The organism is Streptomyces sp. NPDC052012 (assembly GCF_040689265.1).
In the GTDB taxonomy this organism is placed as follows: Bacteria; Actinomycetota; Actinomycetes; order Streptomycetales; family Streptomycetaceae; genus Streptomyces.
In genome coordinates this window covers 1-15,912 of sequence record NZ_JBFAXA010000046.1, presented here as the reverse complement: position 1 = coordinate 15,912, position 15,912 = coordinate 1, and the positions used below count along the sequence as shown (strand labels likewise).

Here is a 15,912-nt window from a genome sequence, read left to right as displayed (position 1 = left end):
GGTGTCCGTCCTCGGTCTGGCGCGGAATCGGTCACTCAGGAAGCGAGGGTGTTGACGCGCCAGCCGCTGCGGGCGGACACCACCGCCCCGTCCCCTCCCCGCCGCGGGCGGCTGCGGCACGCCCACGGTCCGCTGCGCTTGCGCGCCGTGCGCGGCTGCGGGCCGTCATACGCGCGTAGCTGCGGGCAGTCGTGCCGCTGGGGCGATGGGGGTCCCCCCGCTCGAGCGAAGCCGAGAGTGGGTGGGCGCAGCGGCACCCCGCAAGCGCGGGCGAGCGACATCCACCCCCGCTCAGCCCCCACGCCGGTCACATACGGGACACGTTGCGCTCGTAGACCAGGCGCAGTCCGATCAAGGTCAGCCAGGGCTCGTGCTCGTCGATCACCGAGGACTCGCCCAGGACCATGGGGGCCAAGCCGCCCGTCGCGATGACCGTGACGTCCTCGGGGTCGTCCGCCAGTTCCCGGGCCATGCGGTTGACCACACCGTCGACCTGGCCCGCGAAGCCGTAGATGATGCCCGACTGCATCGCCTCGACCGTGTTCTTGCCGATCACGCTCCGGGGGCGGGCCACCTCGATCTTGCGGAGCTGTGCGCCGCGGACGCCGAGCGCCTCGACGGAGATCTCGATGCCGGGGGCGATGACGCCGCCGACGTACTCCCCGCGCGCGCTGACCGCGTCGAACGTCGTCGCCGTGCCGAAGTCGACGACGATCGCCGGGCCGCCGTAGAGGTCGACCGCCGCGACCGCGTTGATGATGCGGTCCGCGCCGACCTCCTTGGGGTTGTCGGTGAGGATCGGTACGCCCGTCTTGACGCCCGGTTCCACGAGGACCGCGGGGACGTCGCCGTAGTAGCGGCGGGTCACCTCGCGCAGTTCGTGCAGGACGGACGGGACCGTCGCGCAGATCGCGATGCCGTCGATGCCGTCGCCCAGGTCGTCACCGAGCAGCGGGTGCATGCCCATCAGGCCCTGGAGGAGGACCGCCAGCTCGTCGGCCGTGCGGCGCGCGTCCGTGGAGATGCGCCAGTGCTCGACGATGTCGTCGCCGTCGAAGAGGCCCAGGACCGTGTGCGTGTTGCCTACGTCGATGGTCAGCAGCATGGGTCCTACTCCGCCGCTCGCAGGTCGAGGCCGATGTCCAGGATGGGTGCGCTGTGGGTGAGGGCGCCCACCGCCAGGTAGTCGACGCCCGTGTCCGCGTACGCCTTCGCGTTGTCCAGGGTGAGGCGGCCGGAGGCCTCGAGGGCCGCGCGGCCGTGGACGAGGGCCACCGCCTCCTCGCACTCGCCGGGCGTGAAGTTGTCCAGGAGGATCAGGTCGGCGCCCGCGTCCAGCACTTCGCGGAGCTGGTGGAGGGTGTCGACCTCGACCTCGATGGGGACGTCCGGGAAGCGTTCGCGGACCGCCTGGAAGGCTTGGGCCACGCCGCCTGCGGCCACTACGTGGTTGTCCTTGACCAGGGCCGCGTCCGAGAGGGACATGCGGTGGTTGACGCCGCCGCCGCAGCGCACGGCGTACTTCTCCAGGCTGCGCAGGCCGGGGGTCGTCTTGCGGGTGTCGCGGACCTTCGCCCTGGTGCCCTCGAGGACGTCCGCCCACGCGCGCGTGGCCGTCGCGATGCCCGACAGGCGGCACAGGATGTTCAGGGCGCTGCGTTCGGCGGTGAGGAGGTCGCGGGTGCGGGTGGTGACGGAGAGCAGCTTCTGGCCCGCCTCCACGCGGTCGCCGTCCTCCGCGTGGCGTTCGACCTCGAACTCCTCCGTGCAGACGACCGACAGGACCGCCTCGGCGACGCGCAGGCCCGCGACCACGCCCGCCTCCCGCGCGGTGAAGTCGGCGGTGGCGACGGCGTCCTCCGGGATGGTCGCGACCGTCGTCACGTCCACGCCGTGGGCGAGGTCCTCCTGGATGGCCACGTTGGCGATGTCCTCGACCTCCACGGGGTCGAGCCCCGCGTCGGCCAGGAGCTGGGCGAGCGCGGGGTCGAGGCCGCACTCCAGGTAGGTCTCCTCGTCGGCGCCGCAGGCGCAGCCGTCGCCGCAGCCACCGGAGGAGGCGAGGGGGAGGTCGGGGGTGGTCACTGCTGTCACTGCTCCTGGGGGGCCTGGGGCGGGAGGGTCGGGGGGAAGTCTGTGCCGCCGGTGGTGTACGTCGCCAGCGTCCGGTCGGGATTGAGCCGTACGACGATGTGGCGGCGCCAGCCGGTGTCGTCGCGCTCGGGGCGGTCCTCGCGCCAGTGGCAGCCGCGGGTCTCCTCGCGCTGCCGTGCGGCGGCGACCAGGACACGGGCCACGCACAGGAGGTTGGTGGCCTCCCAGGTGTCGACGCCGGGCTCGGCGGTCTTGCCGTTCTCGTCGAGGGCGTCGCGGGCCTCGGCGTGGAGGCGGTCGAGCTGGTCGGCGGCCGTGGCGAGGGAGGTCTCCGAGCGCAGGACGCCGGCGCCCCTGCTCATGATCCGCTGAATGGTGAAGCGGGCCTCCGGGGGGAGGAGGGGGTGCGCGGGGCGGTCGGACTGCGGGAGAGGGTGGGGCACGCGCGCGTGGAGGGTGTCGGCGGTGCGGCTCGCCGCGATGTCCGCGGCGATGCGTTCGGCGTAGACCAGGCCCTCCAGGAGGGAGTTGGAGGCCAGGCGGTTGGCGCCGTGCACGCCCGTGCAGGCGACCTCTCCGCACGCGTACAGGCCGGGCACGGTGGTGCGGCCGTGGGAGTCGGTGCGCACGCCGCCGGAGGCGTAGTGCGCGGCCGGGGCGATCGGAACGGGCTCGGTGACCGGGTCGATGCCGTGGGCGCGGCAGGCGGCGAGGATCGTCGGGAAGCGGTGCTCCCACATCTCGGCGCCGAAGTGGCGGGCGTCGAGGTACATGTGCTCGGCGTCCTGCTCGTGCATGCGGCGCATGATGCCCTTGGCGACGATGTCCCGGGGGGCGAGTTCGCCGAGTTCGTGCTGCCCGATCATGAAGCGCACGCCGTCGGCGTCCACCAGGTGGGCCCCTTCGCCGCGTACGGCCTCGGAGACCAGGGGCTGCTGGCCCTCGGCGTCGGGGCCGAGGAACAGGACCGTGGGGTGGAACTGGACGAACTCGAGGTCGCTGACCTCCGCGCCCGCGCGCAGGGCGAGGGCCACGCCGTCGCCGGTGGAGACGGACGGGTTGGTGGTGGCGCTGAAGACCTGGCCCATGCCGCCGGTCGCCAGGACCACCGCGGGGGCGTGGACGGCCCCCACGCCGTCGTGCTGGCCCTCTCCCATCACGTGCAGGGTCACGCCCGCGGTGCGGCCGTCGGCGTCCGTGAGGAGGTCCAGGACGAGCGCGTTCTCGATCGTGCGCATGCCGCGGGCGCGGACCGCCTCGACCAGGGCGCGGGAGATCTCCGCGCCCGTGGCGTCACCGCCGGCGTGGGCGATGCGGCGGCGGTGGTGGCCGCCCTCGCGGGTGAGGGCCAGGCCGCCCTCGGAGGACTCGTCGAACTGGGCGCCCGTGGCGATCAGGCGGCGTACGGCGTCGGGGCCCTCGGTGACGAGGATGCGCACCGCCTCCTCGTCGCACAGGCCGGCGCCCGCGACCAGGGTGTCGTCCAGGTGCTGCGCGGGCGTGTCGCCGTCGCCGAGGGCCGCGGCGATGCCGCCCTGGGCCCAGCGGGTGGAGCCGTCGTCCAGGCGGGCCTTGGTGACGACGACCGTGGACAGGCCGGCGGCCTCGCAGCGCAGGGCCGCGGTGAGACCGGCGACGCCGGAGCCGACGACCACCACGTCCGCCGAGATGGACCACCCGGGGGCGGGCGCATGCAGACGGGGGCGAGCGCGAAGCGCTCTCGTCTGAGGGTGGTGGTGGGCGACGGGCGGGCGTATGCCTGTGCTGGTCACGAGGCGGCTCCGAACGTTCCGAAGGTCAGCGGGATGTTGTCGATCAGGCGGGTCGAGCCCACCCGCGCGGCGACGGCGAGGACGGCCTCGCCGGTGAAGCCGTCGCCGATCTCGGTGAAGTCGGCGGGGTCGACCAGGGCCAGGTAGTCCAGCTTCAGGGGCGGGTCGAGGCGGGCCGCCTCGTCGAGGACCTGCCGGGCGGCGGCGCGGATCGCGGCGGGACCGCCGGCGGCCGTGGCGACGGCGTGCGCGTCGGCCGCCGCGCGGGACTCGCCTATGGCGCTGAGTGCCTCGGCACGCGCGCGCGTGGAGGGCACCTCGCGGGCCCGTGCGCGCAGCGCCTCCTGCGCGGCGTGCCGGTCACGGCCCGCGAACAGGGCGCGGGACAGGGCGAGGGCCGTGCGCCGCTCCTCGGGCGAGAGGTAGCGGTTGCGGCTGGACAGCGCCAGCCCGTCCTCCTCGCGGACGGTGGGGACGGCGACGATGTCCACGCCGAAGTTCAGATCGCGCACCATGCGGCGGATCAGGGCGAGCTGCTGGGCGTCCTTCTGGCCGTACAGGGCGACGTCGGGGCGGGTGAGGTGCAGCAGTTTGGCGACGACGGTGAGCATGCCGTCGAAGTGACCGGGGCGCGCGGCGCCCTCCAGGCGCTCCCCCATGGGGCCGGCACTGATCCGGACCTGCGGCTCGCCGCCCGGGTAGACCTCGTCGACGGCGGGGGCGAAGACGACGTCCGCCCCGGCCTGCCCGGCGATCTCGACGTCGGCGTCCAGGGTGCGCGGGTAGCGGTCGAGGTCCTCGCCCTTGCCGAACTGCAGCGGGTTGACGAAGACCGTGACCACCACCTCGCCCTCACGCCCGGCGATCTTCCGGGCGGTGCGGATCAGGGTGGCGTGACCCTCGTGCAGGGCGCCCATGGTCATCACGACGGCCCGGCGCCCGGTACGCGTGCGTGCGTGCAGTTCGCCGGCGGTGCGCAGCAGGGTGAGGGTCATCGGGGGGCTCCGTTCCGGGACGCTCGCGTCGTCGTACGGCTGGGGTGCGGGATGGTCCGGCCGGTGGCGCTCATGGGGTCTCTCCCGTGCCGCCGGTGCCGGCCCCTCCGTCGGCGAGTACCCCGAGGAGGTCCTCGGCCAGTTCGGGCTTGAGCAGGCCGTGGGCGAGGGCCCGGTCGGCGGTGGCGCGCGCCATCGCCACATATCCGGCGACGGTCTGCGGGGCGTGCCGGCGCAGCTCGCCGATGTGCGCGGCCACCGTGCCGGCGTCGCCGCGTGCGACGGGACCGGTCAGGGCCGCGTCGCCGGAGCGCAGGGCGTTGTCCAGGGCGGCGCCCAGCAGCGGGCCGAGCATGCGGTCGGGGGCTCCCACGCCGGCGGCCCGCAGCAGCTCCATGGACTGGGCGACGAGGGTGACCAGATGGTTGGCGCCGAGGGCGAGGGCCGCGTGGTAGAGCGGGCGGTTCTCCTCGGCGATCCACTCCGGTTCGCCGCCCATCTCGATCACGAGGGCCTCGGCGGCCAGCCGCAGCTCCTCGGGCGCGGTGACGCCGAAGGAGCATCCGGCGAGCCGCTGCACGTCGACGGGAGTGCCGGTGAACGTCATCGCCGGGTGCAGGGCGAGCGGCAGCGCACCGGCCCGCAGGGCGGGGTCCAGCACCTTCGCGCCGTACCGCCCGGAGGTGTGCACCAGCAGCTGGCCCGGCCGCACCGCGCCGGTGTCGGCGAGCCCGGAGACCAGCTCGGGCAGCGCGTCGTCGGGCACCGTCAGCAGCACCAGCTCGGCCCGCTGCAGGACGTCGGCCGGCGGGACCACCGGCACGTCCGGGAGCATCTGTTCGGCGCGCCTGCGGGAGGCGTCGGACACGGCGGAGACGGCCACCGGGCGGTGTCCGGCGAGCTGAAGGGACGCGGCCAGGGCGGGGCCCACGCGTCCGGCGCCTACGACGCCGACGGTGAGCCGCGCGGGGCGGTCCCTGGGATCCGGCTGTGGGGTTGTGTTCACGCGACGGCGGCCTTCCCGTTCCAGTCCGCTCGGGGTACCGGACGATTTCTCGTCATGTTAACGCGATCGGTTCCGGGAGCGTTCGGCTGTCCACAGGCTGTGGGTTTCCGTGCGGGCTCGTGGCACAGGGCGTGCGGGAATGGTGAGGCACGCGCGCGTGCACGCATGCGTGAGGCACGCGCGCGTACGCGGAACATGGGGCACGCACGCGTACGCGAAATGCGGGTGTCCCGGTGGAGCGGTGCGCGGGATGATCGCGGGCATGAGCGATACGGCGGAACAGACCGAACGGGACCAGGCGTCGCCGCAGGAGCGGCGGGCGCGGCTGCGCGAGCGCCGCCTCGCGGCTCATCGGGGCGCACGGCGGGTCCTCGCCCGCCCGGGGTTCACCGCATCCCTGCGGGAGCGGCTCGCCCTGCTGGACGACGTGGGCGACCTGTACGACCTCGACGAGCCGTCGGACCTGTACGGCAACGGCGTGGTGGAGTCCCTGGAGGAGAAGGTCGCCGCCCTGCTCGGCCTGGAGGCAGCCGCGTTCTTCCCGACCGGAACGATGGCCCAGCAGGTGGCCTTGCGCTGCTGGGCCGGCCGCACCGGCAGCCCGGTCGTCGCCCTGCACACGCTCAGCCACCCCGAGATGCATGAGAGGCACGCCTTCAGCCAGGTCAGCGGGTTGCGCCCGGTGCGCGTGACCGACGCGCCCCGGCTGCCCACCGCCGACGAGGTACGGGACCTGGACGAGCCGTTCGGCACGCTGATGCTGGAACTGCCGCTGCGGGAGGCCGGTTTCGTGCTCCCCACCTGGCAGGAGCTGACGGAGGTCGTCGAGGCCGCGCGGGAGCGTGACGCGGTGGTCCACCTCGACGGGGCCCGCATCTGGGAGTCCACCGTCCACCTCGGCCGCCCGCTGGACGAGATCGGGGGGCTCGCGGACAGCGTGTACGTGTCGTTCTACAAGTCCCTCAAGGGCTACGGCGGCGCCGCGCTCGCCGGCCCGCGCGCCCTCGTGGACGAGGCGAAGGCATGGCGGCACCGCTACGGCGGCACCGTGTTCCAGCAGTTCCCGACCGCCCTGTCGGCGCTGGCCGGCCTCGAGCGTGAGCTGCCCCGGCTGCCCGCGTACGTGGCCCACGCGCGCGTGGTGGCCGCCGCGCTGCGTGAGGGCTTCGCCGCGGCAGGGGTGCCGTGGGCGCGGGTGCACCCCGAGGTGCCGCACACCCACGAGTTCCAGGTGTGGCTGGCCCACGACGCCGACGCCGCCACCGAGGCCGCGGTGCGGCAGGCCGAGGAGACAGGGGTTCTGCTGTTCTCCCGGGCCTGGGAGGCCCCCGGCCCCGGACTCGCCCTCACCGAGGTCTCCGTGGAGGCGGCGGGCCTGGAGTGGACGGCGGGCGACGTACGGGAGGCGGTCGCCGGGTTCGCCGCCCGGCTCAGCGAAGGCGGGGGCGGCCGGTAGCGCTCCTGCGGGCGCCGGTGGCCCTGGGGTCGGGGTGGAGCCACCGGCCCAGGGCATGCCGTATCCGCCCCCGGGCCGGGCGGCCCGCGAGCACCGCGCGGAAACGGCGGTGCTCGCGCAGCGCCCGCAGGACCCGGAGGTCGTGCGTGCCCGGCGCGGGCGGGACCGGCTCGCCATGGTGCAGGGCGCGGTGGGCGTCGAGGAGGTACTGCTCGGTCAGGCTCATGACGGATCGCCCTCTCGGGACAGGCGAGACGGATTCTCGGGCAGGGGAGACGAACAGGGCCCCGGGGCTCCGCGGGCGCCCCGGTGACCGCCCCAGCGTGCGCCGGGCCGGGCCGGGACGTCGCGTCGATTGACGGGCGCCGTCAAACGAGGCGGGCGTTGTCGGTGGCGGGGTGCACCATGTGGGCATGAGCGTGCACATCGACATCGCGGGGCTGCGGCCGGAGAGGGCCGCCGCCGTGCCCTCCCCGCTGGCCGAACTCGGCATGGCGCTGCACGCGCTGTCCGAGCCGGGACACCATCCGGGCCTGCAGGGCTGGGTGACGGGCGTGACCGCGCGGCTCGACCCGCATCTGGCGGACCGGATGTGCGAGGCCGACTTCCTGTGGCGGACCACGTTCTCGGACCTGTTCCTGGCCTGCGCGGGCATCCCGGGCGGCGCCGCGCTGCCGGGCGCCACGCTCGCCGAGGAACTGGATCTGCTGGACAAGCTGTCGGACGAGCAGTTCGTGGACGCCGCCCTGGAGTTCACCTGCGCCCTGCCGTACAGCATGCCGGGGCCGGGCCCGCTCGGGGACGAGGCCCTGCGCCGGCGCGCGCTGGAGCTGGCCGCCGCGCGGGGGCCGCAGCAGCTGCGGTTCAGCGAGCGGCTGCTGGCGGATCCGCCCCGGATCCGGGCGTGGTTCCGGCAGTTCCTGCGGGACTGCGACGAGGCGTTCTTCGCCGAGGCATGGTCCCGGCTGCGCCATCAGCTCGCGGCCGACACCCGCCACAAGACAGACCTGCTCCGACGCAAGGGACTCGCGGAGGCGCTGGCCGCGGTGTCCCCGGCGGTCACGCTCGACGAGCGGGCCCACCGGATCACCGTCGACAAGCTGGGCGACGGGCGTACGGCCACCGGCGACGGCGGTCTGCTGCTCATCCCGACCAGCCTCGGCTGGCCGCACCTGATGGTCCTGCACCGCCACGCCTGGCAGCCCGTGCTGCACTACCCGGTCGGCTCCCCCGAACTGGCCAAGCCGCCCACGGTCGAGCAGCTGACCCTGCGGCTGACCGCGCTGTCCCACCCGGTGCGTATGCGCATCTGCCGCCATCTCGCCCGCAGCGCGTACACCACCAGCGAGCTGGCGCAGGTGCACGGCATGACGGCCCCGGAGATATCCCGGCACCTGGGGGTGCTGAAGAAGGCGGGCCTGGTGACCACGCGCCGCCGTGGCCGGTACGTCCTCCACCAGCTGGACGTGACGGTCGTGGCCCGGCTGGGCAGCGACTTCCTGGAGGGGATCCTGCGCTGAGGCCGGGCTGTCCGCCCCGCCGGTCGCTGCTCGGTCGAAGCGATGTGCCGGTCAGTCGAAGCGGATGTGCCGGAAACCGACGCCCGCCTGCCGCAGCCGGGTGCGCAGCGGGCCCTCGTGGTTGGGGCGCAGGGTCAGTCCGGCGAGTACGGCGATGCGGTCCGCCGTCCTCGGCACGGTCGTACGGTCCGTCCACAGGTGCTCGGCGAACTCCGGGCGCGCGAGCCGCTCCAGGCAGTGGTCGAGCTGCTGCACGGCCCAGCTCTCCCGGCGCAAGCCCGCGTTCTTCCCTGCGACATACCGCAGCACGTGCCCGAAGCCCCGCTCGTGCAGCCGCCGAAGGACGGTCTCGCGCTCGGCGAGCAGGGTGAAGTGGTGGACGTCGTGGCCGAGTTCGCGCAGCCGGCCGACGGTCTCGGCGAAGTAGCCGGAGTCGGTGACGGTCATGGGCACGATCACCACGCCCTCATGCTTGCCGAGAACGAGGTCGAGCACCTCGACCACGCCCTGCCGCCAGGAGGCCAAGTCCTGGAAGTCGCCGCGGAGTTCGGGCGGCAGCATGCGGCGCAGGCCGAATCCGGCGTGTTCCGGGTCGCAGACGACGCTGCCCGGCAGGCGGCGGTGTATCTCGTACGCGGTCTGTGTCTTGCCCCCACCGAAAGGGCCGTTGATCCACAGGAGCATGCGCGGCACCCTATCGACGCGAGGCGCCCGAGGGCGGCCGTTCAGCCGTGTCCGCCGGCCCGCACCAGACCCGTCTCGTAGGCGAGGACCACCACCTGCACGCGGTCGCGCAGCCCCAGCTTGGTCAGGATGCGGCCCACGTGGGTCTTCACGGTCGCCTCGGACAGCACCAGCCGGGCCGCGATCTCGCCGTTGGACAGGCCCTGCGCGACGAGGATCATGACCTCCCGCTCCCGCTCGGTGAGCCGGCCCAGCTCCTTGTGCTCGGGCTGCTTGGCGCCGCCGGGCAGCATCGGCGCGAAGCGGTCCAGGAGCCGGCGGGTGGTGGACGGGGCCACCACGGCGTCGCCGCTGTGCACCGCGCGGATCGCGGCGAGCAGCTCGCCCGGAGGCACGTCCTTGAGCATGAAGCCGGACGCGCCCGCCTTCAGCCCGGAGAAGGCGTACTCGTCGAGGTCGAAGGTGGTGAGGATCAGCACCTTCGGCGGGTCGGCGTCCGCGCAGATCCGGCGGGTGGTCTCCACACCGTCGAGCTTCGGCATACGCACGTCCATCAGCACCACGTCGACGGCAGTGGAGCGCAGCACCTCGAGGGCCTCGACGCCGTCGCCCGCCTCCGCCACGACCTCCATGTCCGGCTGGGCGGCGAGCACCATCCGGAACCCGGTGCGCAGCAGCACCTGGTCGTCGACGAGCATCACGCGGATCGTCATCGGGTCCTCTTCCGTCGTTGCGCGGGGCAACTGTTACAGGTGTCAACAAGGGTCGGCATGCGTACGCACGCGTCAATGCGCGGGTTTGAGCGGCAGCAGGGCGCTGATGCGGAATCCTCCGCCCGGGCGGGGACCGGCGTCCAGGGTGCCGCCGACCATGCCGACCCGCTCGCGCATGCCGATCAGGCCGTGGCCCTGGCCGTCGAACCCGCCCTCCTCGTACAGCTCGTGCGGGGCGCCCTTGCCGTCGTCCTCCACGAGCAGGCCGAGCCCGTCGTCGAAGTAGACGAGGCGCACACTGGCGCCCGCGTTGGGCCCGCCGTGCTTGCGGGTGTTGGTCAGGGCCTCCTGCACGATGCGGTACGCGGTGAGCTCGACGCCGCTGGGCAGGGGACGCGGAGTGCCCTCGACCTTGAAGTCCACGGGCAGTCCGGCCTCCCGGCACTGCTCGACGAGGTCCTCGATCTGCTGGACGTCGGGCTGCGGCACGTACTCCCCGGCCTCCTGGTGCTCGCCGGTGCGCAGCACGCCGAGCAGGCGGCGCATCTCGGCGAGGGCCTGGCGGCCGGTGGAGGAGATCGTCTCCAGGGCCTTCTTCGCCTGGTCGGGGGCGGTGTCGAGGACGTAGGCGGCGCCGTCGGCCTGCACCACCATCACCGACACGTTGTGCGCGACCACGTCGTGCAGCTCGCGTGCGATACGGGCGCGTTCGGCGGCGACGGCGACCTTCGCCTGCGCCTCGCGCTCCTTCTCCAGCCGGGCCGCCCGCTCCTCCAGCTGCGCGAAGTAGGCACGCCGGGTGCGGATGGAATCGCCCAGCACCCACGCGAGAGCGAACGGCACGGTCTGGAATATCACTATGGCGATGTTGCCCGCCGTGCTCGTCTGCTCGTTGGGCCAGCGCAACTGCGCCAGGGGCGCTGCGCACAGGCCCGCCGTCAGCGCGAAGCGGGAGGCCCAGCGGGCGCCGATCGCCGCGACCGTGTAGACGATCACCAGCATGGCGAAGTTCGCGGGCAGCGTCGCCACGTCGGCGACCAGCTGCACCACGCCGACGGCCGCGGCGAGGATCAGCATGCGCTCCGGCATCCGGCGGCGCAGGGCGACGACCAGGGACAGCAGCAGCATGACCGGCACGGTGAGAGCCGGCAGATCGGTGCCCTGGTCGGCCTCCGTGGACGCTCCGCCCAGCACCGAGATCCCGAACAGGACGACGGCCCAGAAGCCGTCGACCCATGCCGGGTGCCTGCGGAGGAAGTCATAGAGGCGTTGCACGTAACCCAGCGTAGGGAAGCGAAATGCGTGCAGGGGTCAACCGGAGGGCCGATCCCCGGTCGGCACGCGTACTCCGCAAGGTGGAGGCCTGGCATATCCGTGCGGTCGGGACGCCCTAACCTGGGCCGGTGGCAGCAGGGACGGCGGACGGGGACGGGCGCGGGTGGCGGGCGGCGACCCGGGACGCTCTGTACGGGCCCGAGGGCTTCTACCGCAGGCCCGAGGGGCCGGCCGGACACTTCCGGACGTCGGTGCACGCCTCGCCGCTGTTCGCCGGAGCCGTGGCGCGGCTGTTGTGCCGGGTCGACGAGGCACTGGGCCGGCCTCCGGTGCTCGATTTCGTGGACATGGCGGCCGGCCGGGGCGAACTGGTCACCGGTGTGCTCGCCGCGCTGCCCGCCGAGGTGGCGGCACGCACGCGTGCGTACGCCGTCGACCTCGCGGACCGGCCCGGCGGCCTCGATCACCGGATCGAGTGGCGCTCCGAGCCGCCGAAGCGGATCAAGGGGCTGCTCTTCGCCAACGAGTGGCTGGACAACGTCCCGGTCGAGGTCGCCGAGGTCGACTCCGCGGGCGTACCGCGTCTGGTCCTGGTGCGGGCGGACGGCACGGAGCGGCTCGGGGAGCCGGTCGCCGGTCCGGAGGCGGAGTGGCTGGACCGGTGGTGGCCGCTGGGCGCCGAGGAGGGACTGCGGGCCGAGATCGGGCGGGACCGGGACGAGGCCTGGGCGTCGGCGGTCGAGGCGGTGGAGCGGGGGCTGGCCGTCGCCGTGGACTACGGGCACACGGCCGGCGCCCGGCCGCCGTTCGGGACGCTCACGGGCTTCCGGCAGGGGCGTGAGACGGTGCCCGTGCCGGACGGCTCGTGCGACATCACCGCCCATGTCGCCCTGGACGCCTGCGCAGCGGCCTGCGCGCTCCCCGGCGTACGCCTGCTCCCCCAGCGGGACGCCCTGCGCGCCCTGGGCCTGACCGGCGCACGCCCCCCGCTCGCGCTGGCGTCGACGGACCCGGCCGCCTACGTGCGTGCGCTGGCGGGCGCCGGGGAGGCCGCCGAGCTCACCGCGGCGGGCGGGCTCGGGGACTTCTGGTGGCTGGTGCAGCCCGTCGGCGTTCCGGACGTCCTCGGGGAGTGAGGGGCCCGCCGGGGCCTGCTCGTCTACTTGTCGATTACTTGTCGATTACTTGTCGATGTCTCCCACCACGAAGAACATCGACCCCAGGATCGCCACCATGTCCGCCACCAGCGTCCCCGGCAGCAGCTCGGTCAGCGCCTGGATGTTGTTGTACGACGCCGAGCGCAGCTTCAGCCGGTACGGGGTCTTCTCACCTTTGCTGACCAGGTAGTAGCCGTTGATGCCGAGCGGGTTCTCGGTCCACGCGTAGGTGTGGCCCTCGGGCGCCTTGAGGACCTTCGGGAGCCGCTGGTTGACCGGGCCCGGCGGCAGCTCGGCGAGCCGGTCCAGGCAGGCGTCGGCGAGGTCGAGGGCGTTGTGGGTCTGCTCCAGGAGGCACTCGAAGCGGGCGAGACAGTCGCCCTCCTCGCGGGTCACCACCTTCAGGACGTCCCCCAGCTCTCCGTAGGCCAGATACGGCTCGTCGCGGCGCAGGTCGAAGTCGACGCCGGAGGCGCGTGCGATCGGCCCGCTCACCCCGTACGCCTGCGCCGTCTCCGGGGAGAGCACCCCGACCCCGCGCGTGCGGCCGCGGAAGATCTCGTTGCCGAGCACCAGGTCGTCGAAGCGGTCCATCCGGGAGCGGACATCGGCGACGGCGGCACGCGCGCGTGTCGTCCAGCCCGCCGGGAGGTCCTCCTTGAGGCCGCCCACGCGGTTGAACATGTAGTGCATGCGCCCGCCGGACACCTCCTCCATGACGTGCTGGAGCTCCTCGCGCTCCCGGAACGCGTAGAAGATCGGCGTGATGCCGCCCAGCTCCAGCGGATAGGAGCCGAGGAACATCAGGTGGTTGAGCACCCGGTTCAGCTCGGCGAGCAGCGTGCGCAGCCACACCGCGCGCTCGGGCACCTCCATGCCGAGCATCCGCTCCACGCCGAGGACGACGCCGAGCTCGTTGGAGAACGCCGACAGCCAGTCGTGGCGGTTGGCCAGCATGATGATCTGGCGGTAGTCGCGCGCCTCGAACAGCTTCTCCGCGCCCCGGTGCATATAGCCGATCACCGGCTCCGCGCGGGAGATGCGCTCGCCGTCCAGGACGAGCTTCAGGCGCAGCACGCCGTGCGTGGACGGGTGCTGCGGGCCGATGTTGAGCACCATGTCGGTGCTCTCCGCCGCGCCGCCGATGCCGACCATGGTCTCCGTCGTAGGAGTCATGCACACAGTCTCTCCTACGTACGCTGGCCCCATGGAAACGGGGAGCCCGCACGTCACGACCGACGAAGAGCCCGAGTGGATCGCGTTGCCGCCCGGGCTGCTGACGATGCGGCGATTGTTGCTGGTGGTGTGGCTGGGGTTGCTGACGCTGGCCACCGGGCTGGTGCCGGGGCTGCTGGCCGGGCCCGGGTGGGCGGCCTTCGCGGTGCTGCCGCTGGCGCTGATGATCTGGGGCTGGTGGCTGCTGGAGCGCAACTGGCGCTCCTGGCGGTACGCCGAGCGCGCCGACGACCTGCTGATCAGCCGGGGGGTGCTGTGGCGTGAGCAGACGGTCGTGCCGTACGGGCGGATGCAGCTGGTGGAGGTGACCTCCGGGCCCGTCGAACGTCACTTCGGGCTGGCCAGCGTGCAGCTGCACACGGCCGCCGCGGCGACCGACGCGACGATCCCGGGCCTCGACCCGGCCGAGGCGGAACGGCTGCGCGACCGGCTCACCGAGCTGGGCGAGGCCCGATCGGCGGGGCTGTGACGGCGCCGGAGGTCCGCGAGGGCGGGAGCGAGGACAGGGGTGGGGACAGGGGTGGGGACAGGGCCGGGGACAGGGCCGGGGACAGGGCCGGGGACAGGGTTGGGGACGCGCGTGCGGGTCGTCCCGTGATCGAGCGGCGGCTGCATCCCGTCACGCCCCTGCGGCGGGCGTGGGCGCCGGTCGCCGTGCTGATCGGCTGGGCGGTGCACGATCCCGACCAGGCGCAGCGGCAGCTGACCCGGTTGACGACGACCACGCTGCTGATCGCGCTCGGGGTGCTGATTCCGGCCGCCGCGCTGTACGGGTTTCTGAGCTGGTGGTTCACGCATTTCGCGGTGACGGACACCGAGTTGCGAGTGCGGACGGGGCTGTTGTTCCGGCGTACCGCCCATATCCGGTTGGAGCGGGTCCAGGCCATCGACGTCACCCAGCCGTTGCTCGCGCGGGTCGCGGGGGTGGCGAAGCTGAAGCTGGATGTGATCGGGACCGACAAGAAGGACGAGCTGGCGTTCCTCGGGGCGGACGAGGCGCGGGCCTTGCGGGCGGAGTTGCTCGCGCGGGCGGCCGGATTCGCGCCGGAGACCGCGCACGAGGTGGGTGAGGCGCCGTCGCGGGAGATGCTGCGGGTGCCGCCGGGGGTGCTCGCGGTGTCGCTGGTGCTGACGGGGGCGACGTGGGGGTGGCTGGTCGTCGCGTCGGTCGTGGTGCCGTTGTTGTGGACCGCCACCCACAGCCTGTGGACGGTGCTGGCCGCGGCCGTGCCGATGCTGGGGGCGGCGGGGGCGAGCAGCGTGGGGCGGTTCGTGACGGAGTACGACTGGACCGTGGGGGAGTCGCCGGACGGGCTGCGGATCGATCACGGGCTGCTGGACCGGGCGCACGAGACGGTGCCGCCGGGGCGGGTGCAGACCGTGCGGATCGTGGAGCCGCTGCTGTGGCGGCGGCGGGGGTGGGTGCGGGTCGAGCTGGATGTGGCCGGGTCGTCGAACTCCCTGCTGGTGCCGGTCGCTCCGCGGGAGATCGCCGAGGTGGTGGTCGCGCAGGTACTGCCGGGGGTGAGTGTGCCGGCGGCGTCCGAGCTGGCTCGGCCGCCGCGGCGTGCGCGGTGGTGCGTGCCGGTGTGGTGGCGGGGGTACGGGCTGGCGGTGACCGATGCGGTGTTCGCGGCGCGGCAGGGGTTGCTGCGGCGGAGTCTGGCGCTGGTGCCGCATGCCAAGGTGCAGAGCGTACGGCTGTCCCAGGGGCCCTGGGAGCGGGCTCGGGGGGTTGCCGATGTGCATGTGGACAACGGCGCGAACAAGTCGGTCACGGCGCGGCTGCGGGACGCGGAGGAGGCGGCGGAGCTGCTGCGCGCGCAGGCGGAGCGGTCTCGCACGGGGCGTCGGGGGGCGCGGCCGGATCGGTGGATGACGTGAGACGCGCGGTGGGGGTGCGCGTGGCCGTGCCTGCGGCGCCAGTGCGGCTTCGGTGGGGGTGCGCGTAGCGCCTACGGGGGGTGGGTGGGGCGGGGCCGGGGCGGTGGTGTCCGTCCTCGG

General features: G+C 73.7%; 15 protein-coding genes. 5 read left to right on the top strand and 10 right to left on the bottom strand.

Features of this window, described 5'->3' with window-relative positions; translation table 11 throughout:
* Positions 1-307 precede the first annotated feature (307 nt).
* From AB0412_RS35555 to AB0412_RS35535, 5 genes are all read right to left on the bottom strand, one after another.
* Positions 308-1,105 (bottom strand): type III pantothenate kinase, encoded by a 798-nt coding sequence (locus AB0412_RS35555; RefSeq protein WP_366406761.1) that lies wholly within the window; start codon positions 1,103-1,105, stop codon positions 308-310.
* A 5-nt stretch (positions 1,106-1,110) separates the two neighbouring features.
* Positions 1,111-2,085 carry a carboxylating nicotinate-nucleotide diphosphorylase gene (gene nadC, locus AB0412_RS35550; RefSeq protein ID WP_366406763.1) on the bottom strand — a complete coding sequence of 325 codons (975 nt, stop codon included), beginning with the start codon at positions 2,083-2,085 and terminating at the stop codon, positions 1,111-1,113.
* Between the two features lie 5 nt (positions 2,086-2,090).
* Positions 2,091-3,851, bottom strand: a complete 1,761-nt coding sequence (locus tag AB0412_RS35545; protein ID WP_366406762.1) for an L-aspartate oxidase — start codon at positions 3,849-3,851, stop codon at positions 2,091-2,093.
* A gap of 11 nt (positions 3,852-3,862) precedes the next feature.
* Positions 3,863-4,861, bottom strand: a complete 999-nt coding sequence (gene panC, locus AB0412_RS35540) for a pantoate--beta-alanine ligase (protein ID WP_366406760.1) — start codon at positions 4,859-4,861, stop codon at positions 3,863-3,865.
* A 70-nt stretch (positions 4,862-4,931) separates the two neighbouring features.
* Positions 4,932-5,867 carry a DUF2520 domain-containing protein gene (locus tag AB0412_RS35535; protein ID WP_366406759.1) on the bottom strand — a complete coding sequence of 312 codons (936 nt, stop codon included), beginning with the start codon at positions 5,865-5,867 and terminating at the stop codon, positions 4,932-4,934.
* Between the two features lie 262 nt (positions 5,868-6,129).
* On the opposite strand from AB0412_RS35535, the gene AB0412_RS35530 reads away from it, so the two are divergent.
* Positions 6,130-7,323, top strand: a complete 1,194-nt coding sequence (locus tag AB0412_RS35530) for a beta-eliminating lyase-related protein (RefSeq protein ID WP_366406758.1) — start codon at positions 6,130-6,132, stop codon at positions 7,321-7,323.
* Here the strand turns inward: AB0412_RS35530 and AB0412_RS35525 are convergent.
* Entirely contained in the window at positions 7,298-7,549 is a 252-nt protein-coding gene (locus AB0412_RS35525) for a hypothetical protein (RefSeq protein WP_366406757.1), read from the bottom strand. The genes AB0412_RS35530 and AB0412_RS35525 overlap by 26 nt on opposite strands.
* 187 nt (positions 7,550-7,736) lie before the next feature.
* Between AB0412_RS35525 and AB0412_RS35520 the strand changes: the two genes are divergently transcribed.
* On the top strand, positions 7,737-8,843 hold the full coding sequence (locus AB0412_RS35520; protein ID WP_366406756.1) for a DUF5937 family protein: 1,107 nt from the start codon (positions 7,737-7,739) through the stop codon (positions 8,841-8,843).
* 51 nt (positions 8,844-8,894) lie between these two features.
* Here AB0412_RS35520 and AB0412_RS35515 read toward each other — a convergent pair whose 3' ends face one another.
* The 3 genes from AB0412_RS35515 to AB0412_RS35505 form a co-directional block, all read right to left on the bottom strand.
* Positions 8,895-9,527: an AAA family ATPase gene (locus AB0412_RS35515; RefSeq protein ID WP_366406755.1), complete on the bottom strand. Its 633-nt coding sequence runs from the start codon at positions 9,525-9,527 to the stop codon at positions 8,895-8,897.
* A 41-nt stretch (positions 9,528-9,568) separates the two neighbouring features.
* The gene (locus tag AB0412_RS35510; RefSeq protein ID WP_366406754.1) at positions 9,569-10,240 is read right to left on the bottom strand and encodes a response regulator transcription factor; all 672 of its coding nucleotides are present in this window, start codon (positions 10,238-10,240) and stop codon (positions 9,569-9,571) included.
* 72 nt (positions 10,241-10,312) lie between these two features.
* Complete coding sequence (locus tag AB0412_RS35505; protein ID WP_366406753.1) at positions 10,313-11,515, bottom strand: sensor histidine kinase; 1,203 nt, start codon at positions 11,513-11,515, stop codon at positions 10,313-10,315.
* Between the two features lie 128 nt (positions 11,516-11,643).
* On the opposite strand from AB0412_RS35505, the gene AB0412_RS35500 reads away from it, so the two are divergent.
* Positions 11,644-12,651 carry an SAM-dependent methyltransferase gene (locus AB0412_RS35500; RefSeq protein ID WP_366406752.1) on the top strand — a complete coding sequence of 336 codons (1,008 nt, stop codon included), beginning with the start codon at positions 11,644-11,646 and terminating at the stop codon, positions 12,649-12,651.
* Positions 12,652-12,696: 45 nt separating this feature from the next.
* Here AB0412_RS35500 and AB0412_RS35495 read toward each other — a convergent pair whose 3' ends face one another.
* Positions 12,697-13,848, bottom strand: coding sequence for an NADH-quinone oxidoreductase subunit D (locus tag AB0412_RS35495; RefSeq protein ID WP_366406751.1), 1,152 nt, complete (start codon positions 13,846-13,848; stop codon positions 12,697-12,699).
* Positions 13,849-13,879: 31 nt separating this feature from the next.
* On the opposite strand from AB0412_RS35495, the gene AB0412_RS35490 reads away from it, so the two are divergent.
* Positions 13,880-14,377 carry a PH domain-containing protein gene (locus AB0412_RS35490; RefSeq protein WP_366406750.1) on the top strand — a complete coding sequence of 166 codons (498 nt, stop codon included), beginning with the start codon at positions 13,880-13,882 and terminating at the stop codon, positions 14,375-14,377.
* Positions 14,378-14,502: 125 nt separating this feature from the next.
* Positions 14,503-15,792, top strand: a complete 1,290-nt coding sequence (locus AB0412_RS35485; RefSeq protein WP_366406749.1) for a PH domain-containing protein — start codon at positions 14,503-14,505, stop codon at positions 15,790-15,792.
* Positions 15,793-15,912: the final 120 nt, after the last annotated feature.

Coding starts and splice junctions, on each gene's coding strand:
- AB0412_RS35490 (WP_366406750.1), top strand. CDS start 13,880: ATGGAAACGGGGAGCCCGCACGTCACGACCGACGAAGAGCCCGAGTGG.
- AB0412_RS35530 (WP_366406758.1), top strand. CDS start 6,130: ATGAGCGATACGGCGGAACAGACCGAACGGGACCAGGCGTCGCCGCAG.
- AB0412_RS35510 (WP_366406754.1), bottom strand. CDS start 10,240: ATGACGATCCGCGTGATGCTCGTCGACGACCAGGTGCTGCTGCGCACC.
- AB0412_RS35515 (WP_366406755.1), bottom strand. CDS start 9,527: ATGCTCCTGTGGATCAACGGCCCTTTCGGTGGGGGCAAGACACAGACC.
- AB0412_RS35520 (WP_366406756.1), top strand. CDS start 7,737: ATGAGCGTGCACATCGACATCGCGGGGCTGCGGCCGGAGAGGGCCGCC.
- AB0412_RS35555 (WP_366406761.1), bottom strand. CDS start 1,105: ATGCTGCTGACCATCGACGTAGGCAACACGCACACGGTCCTGGGCCTC.
- panC (WP_366406760.1), bottom strand. CDS start 4,861: ATGACCCTCACCCTGCTGCGCACCGCCGGCGAACTGCACGCACGCACG.
- AB0412_RS35495 (WP_366406751.1), bottom strand. CDS start 13,848: ATGACTCCTACGACGGAGACCATGGTCGGCATCGGCGGCGCGGCGGAG.
- AB0412_RS35525 (WP_366406757.1), bottom strand. CDS start 7,549: ATGAGCCTGACCGAGCAGTACCTCCTCGACGCCCACCGCGCCCTGCAC.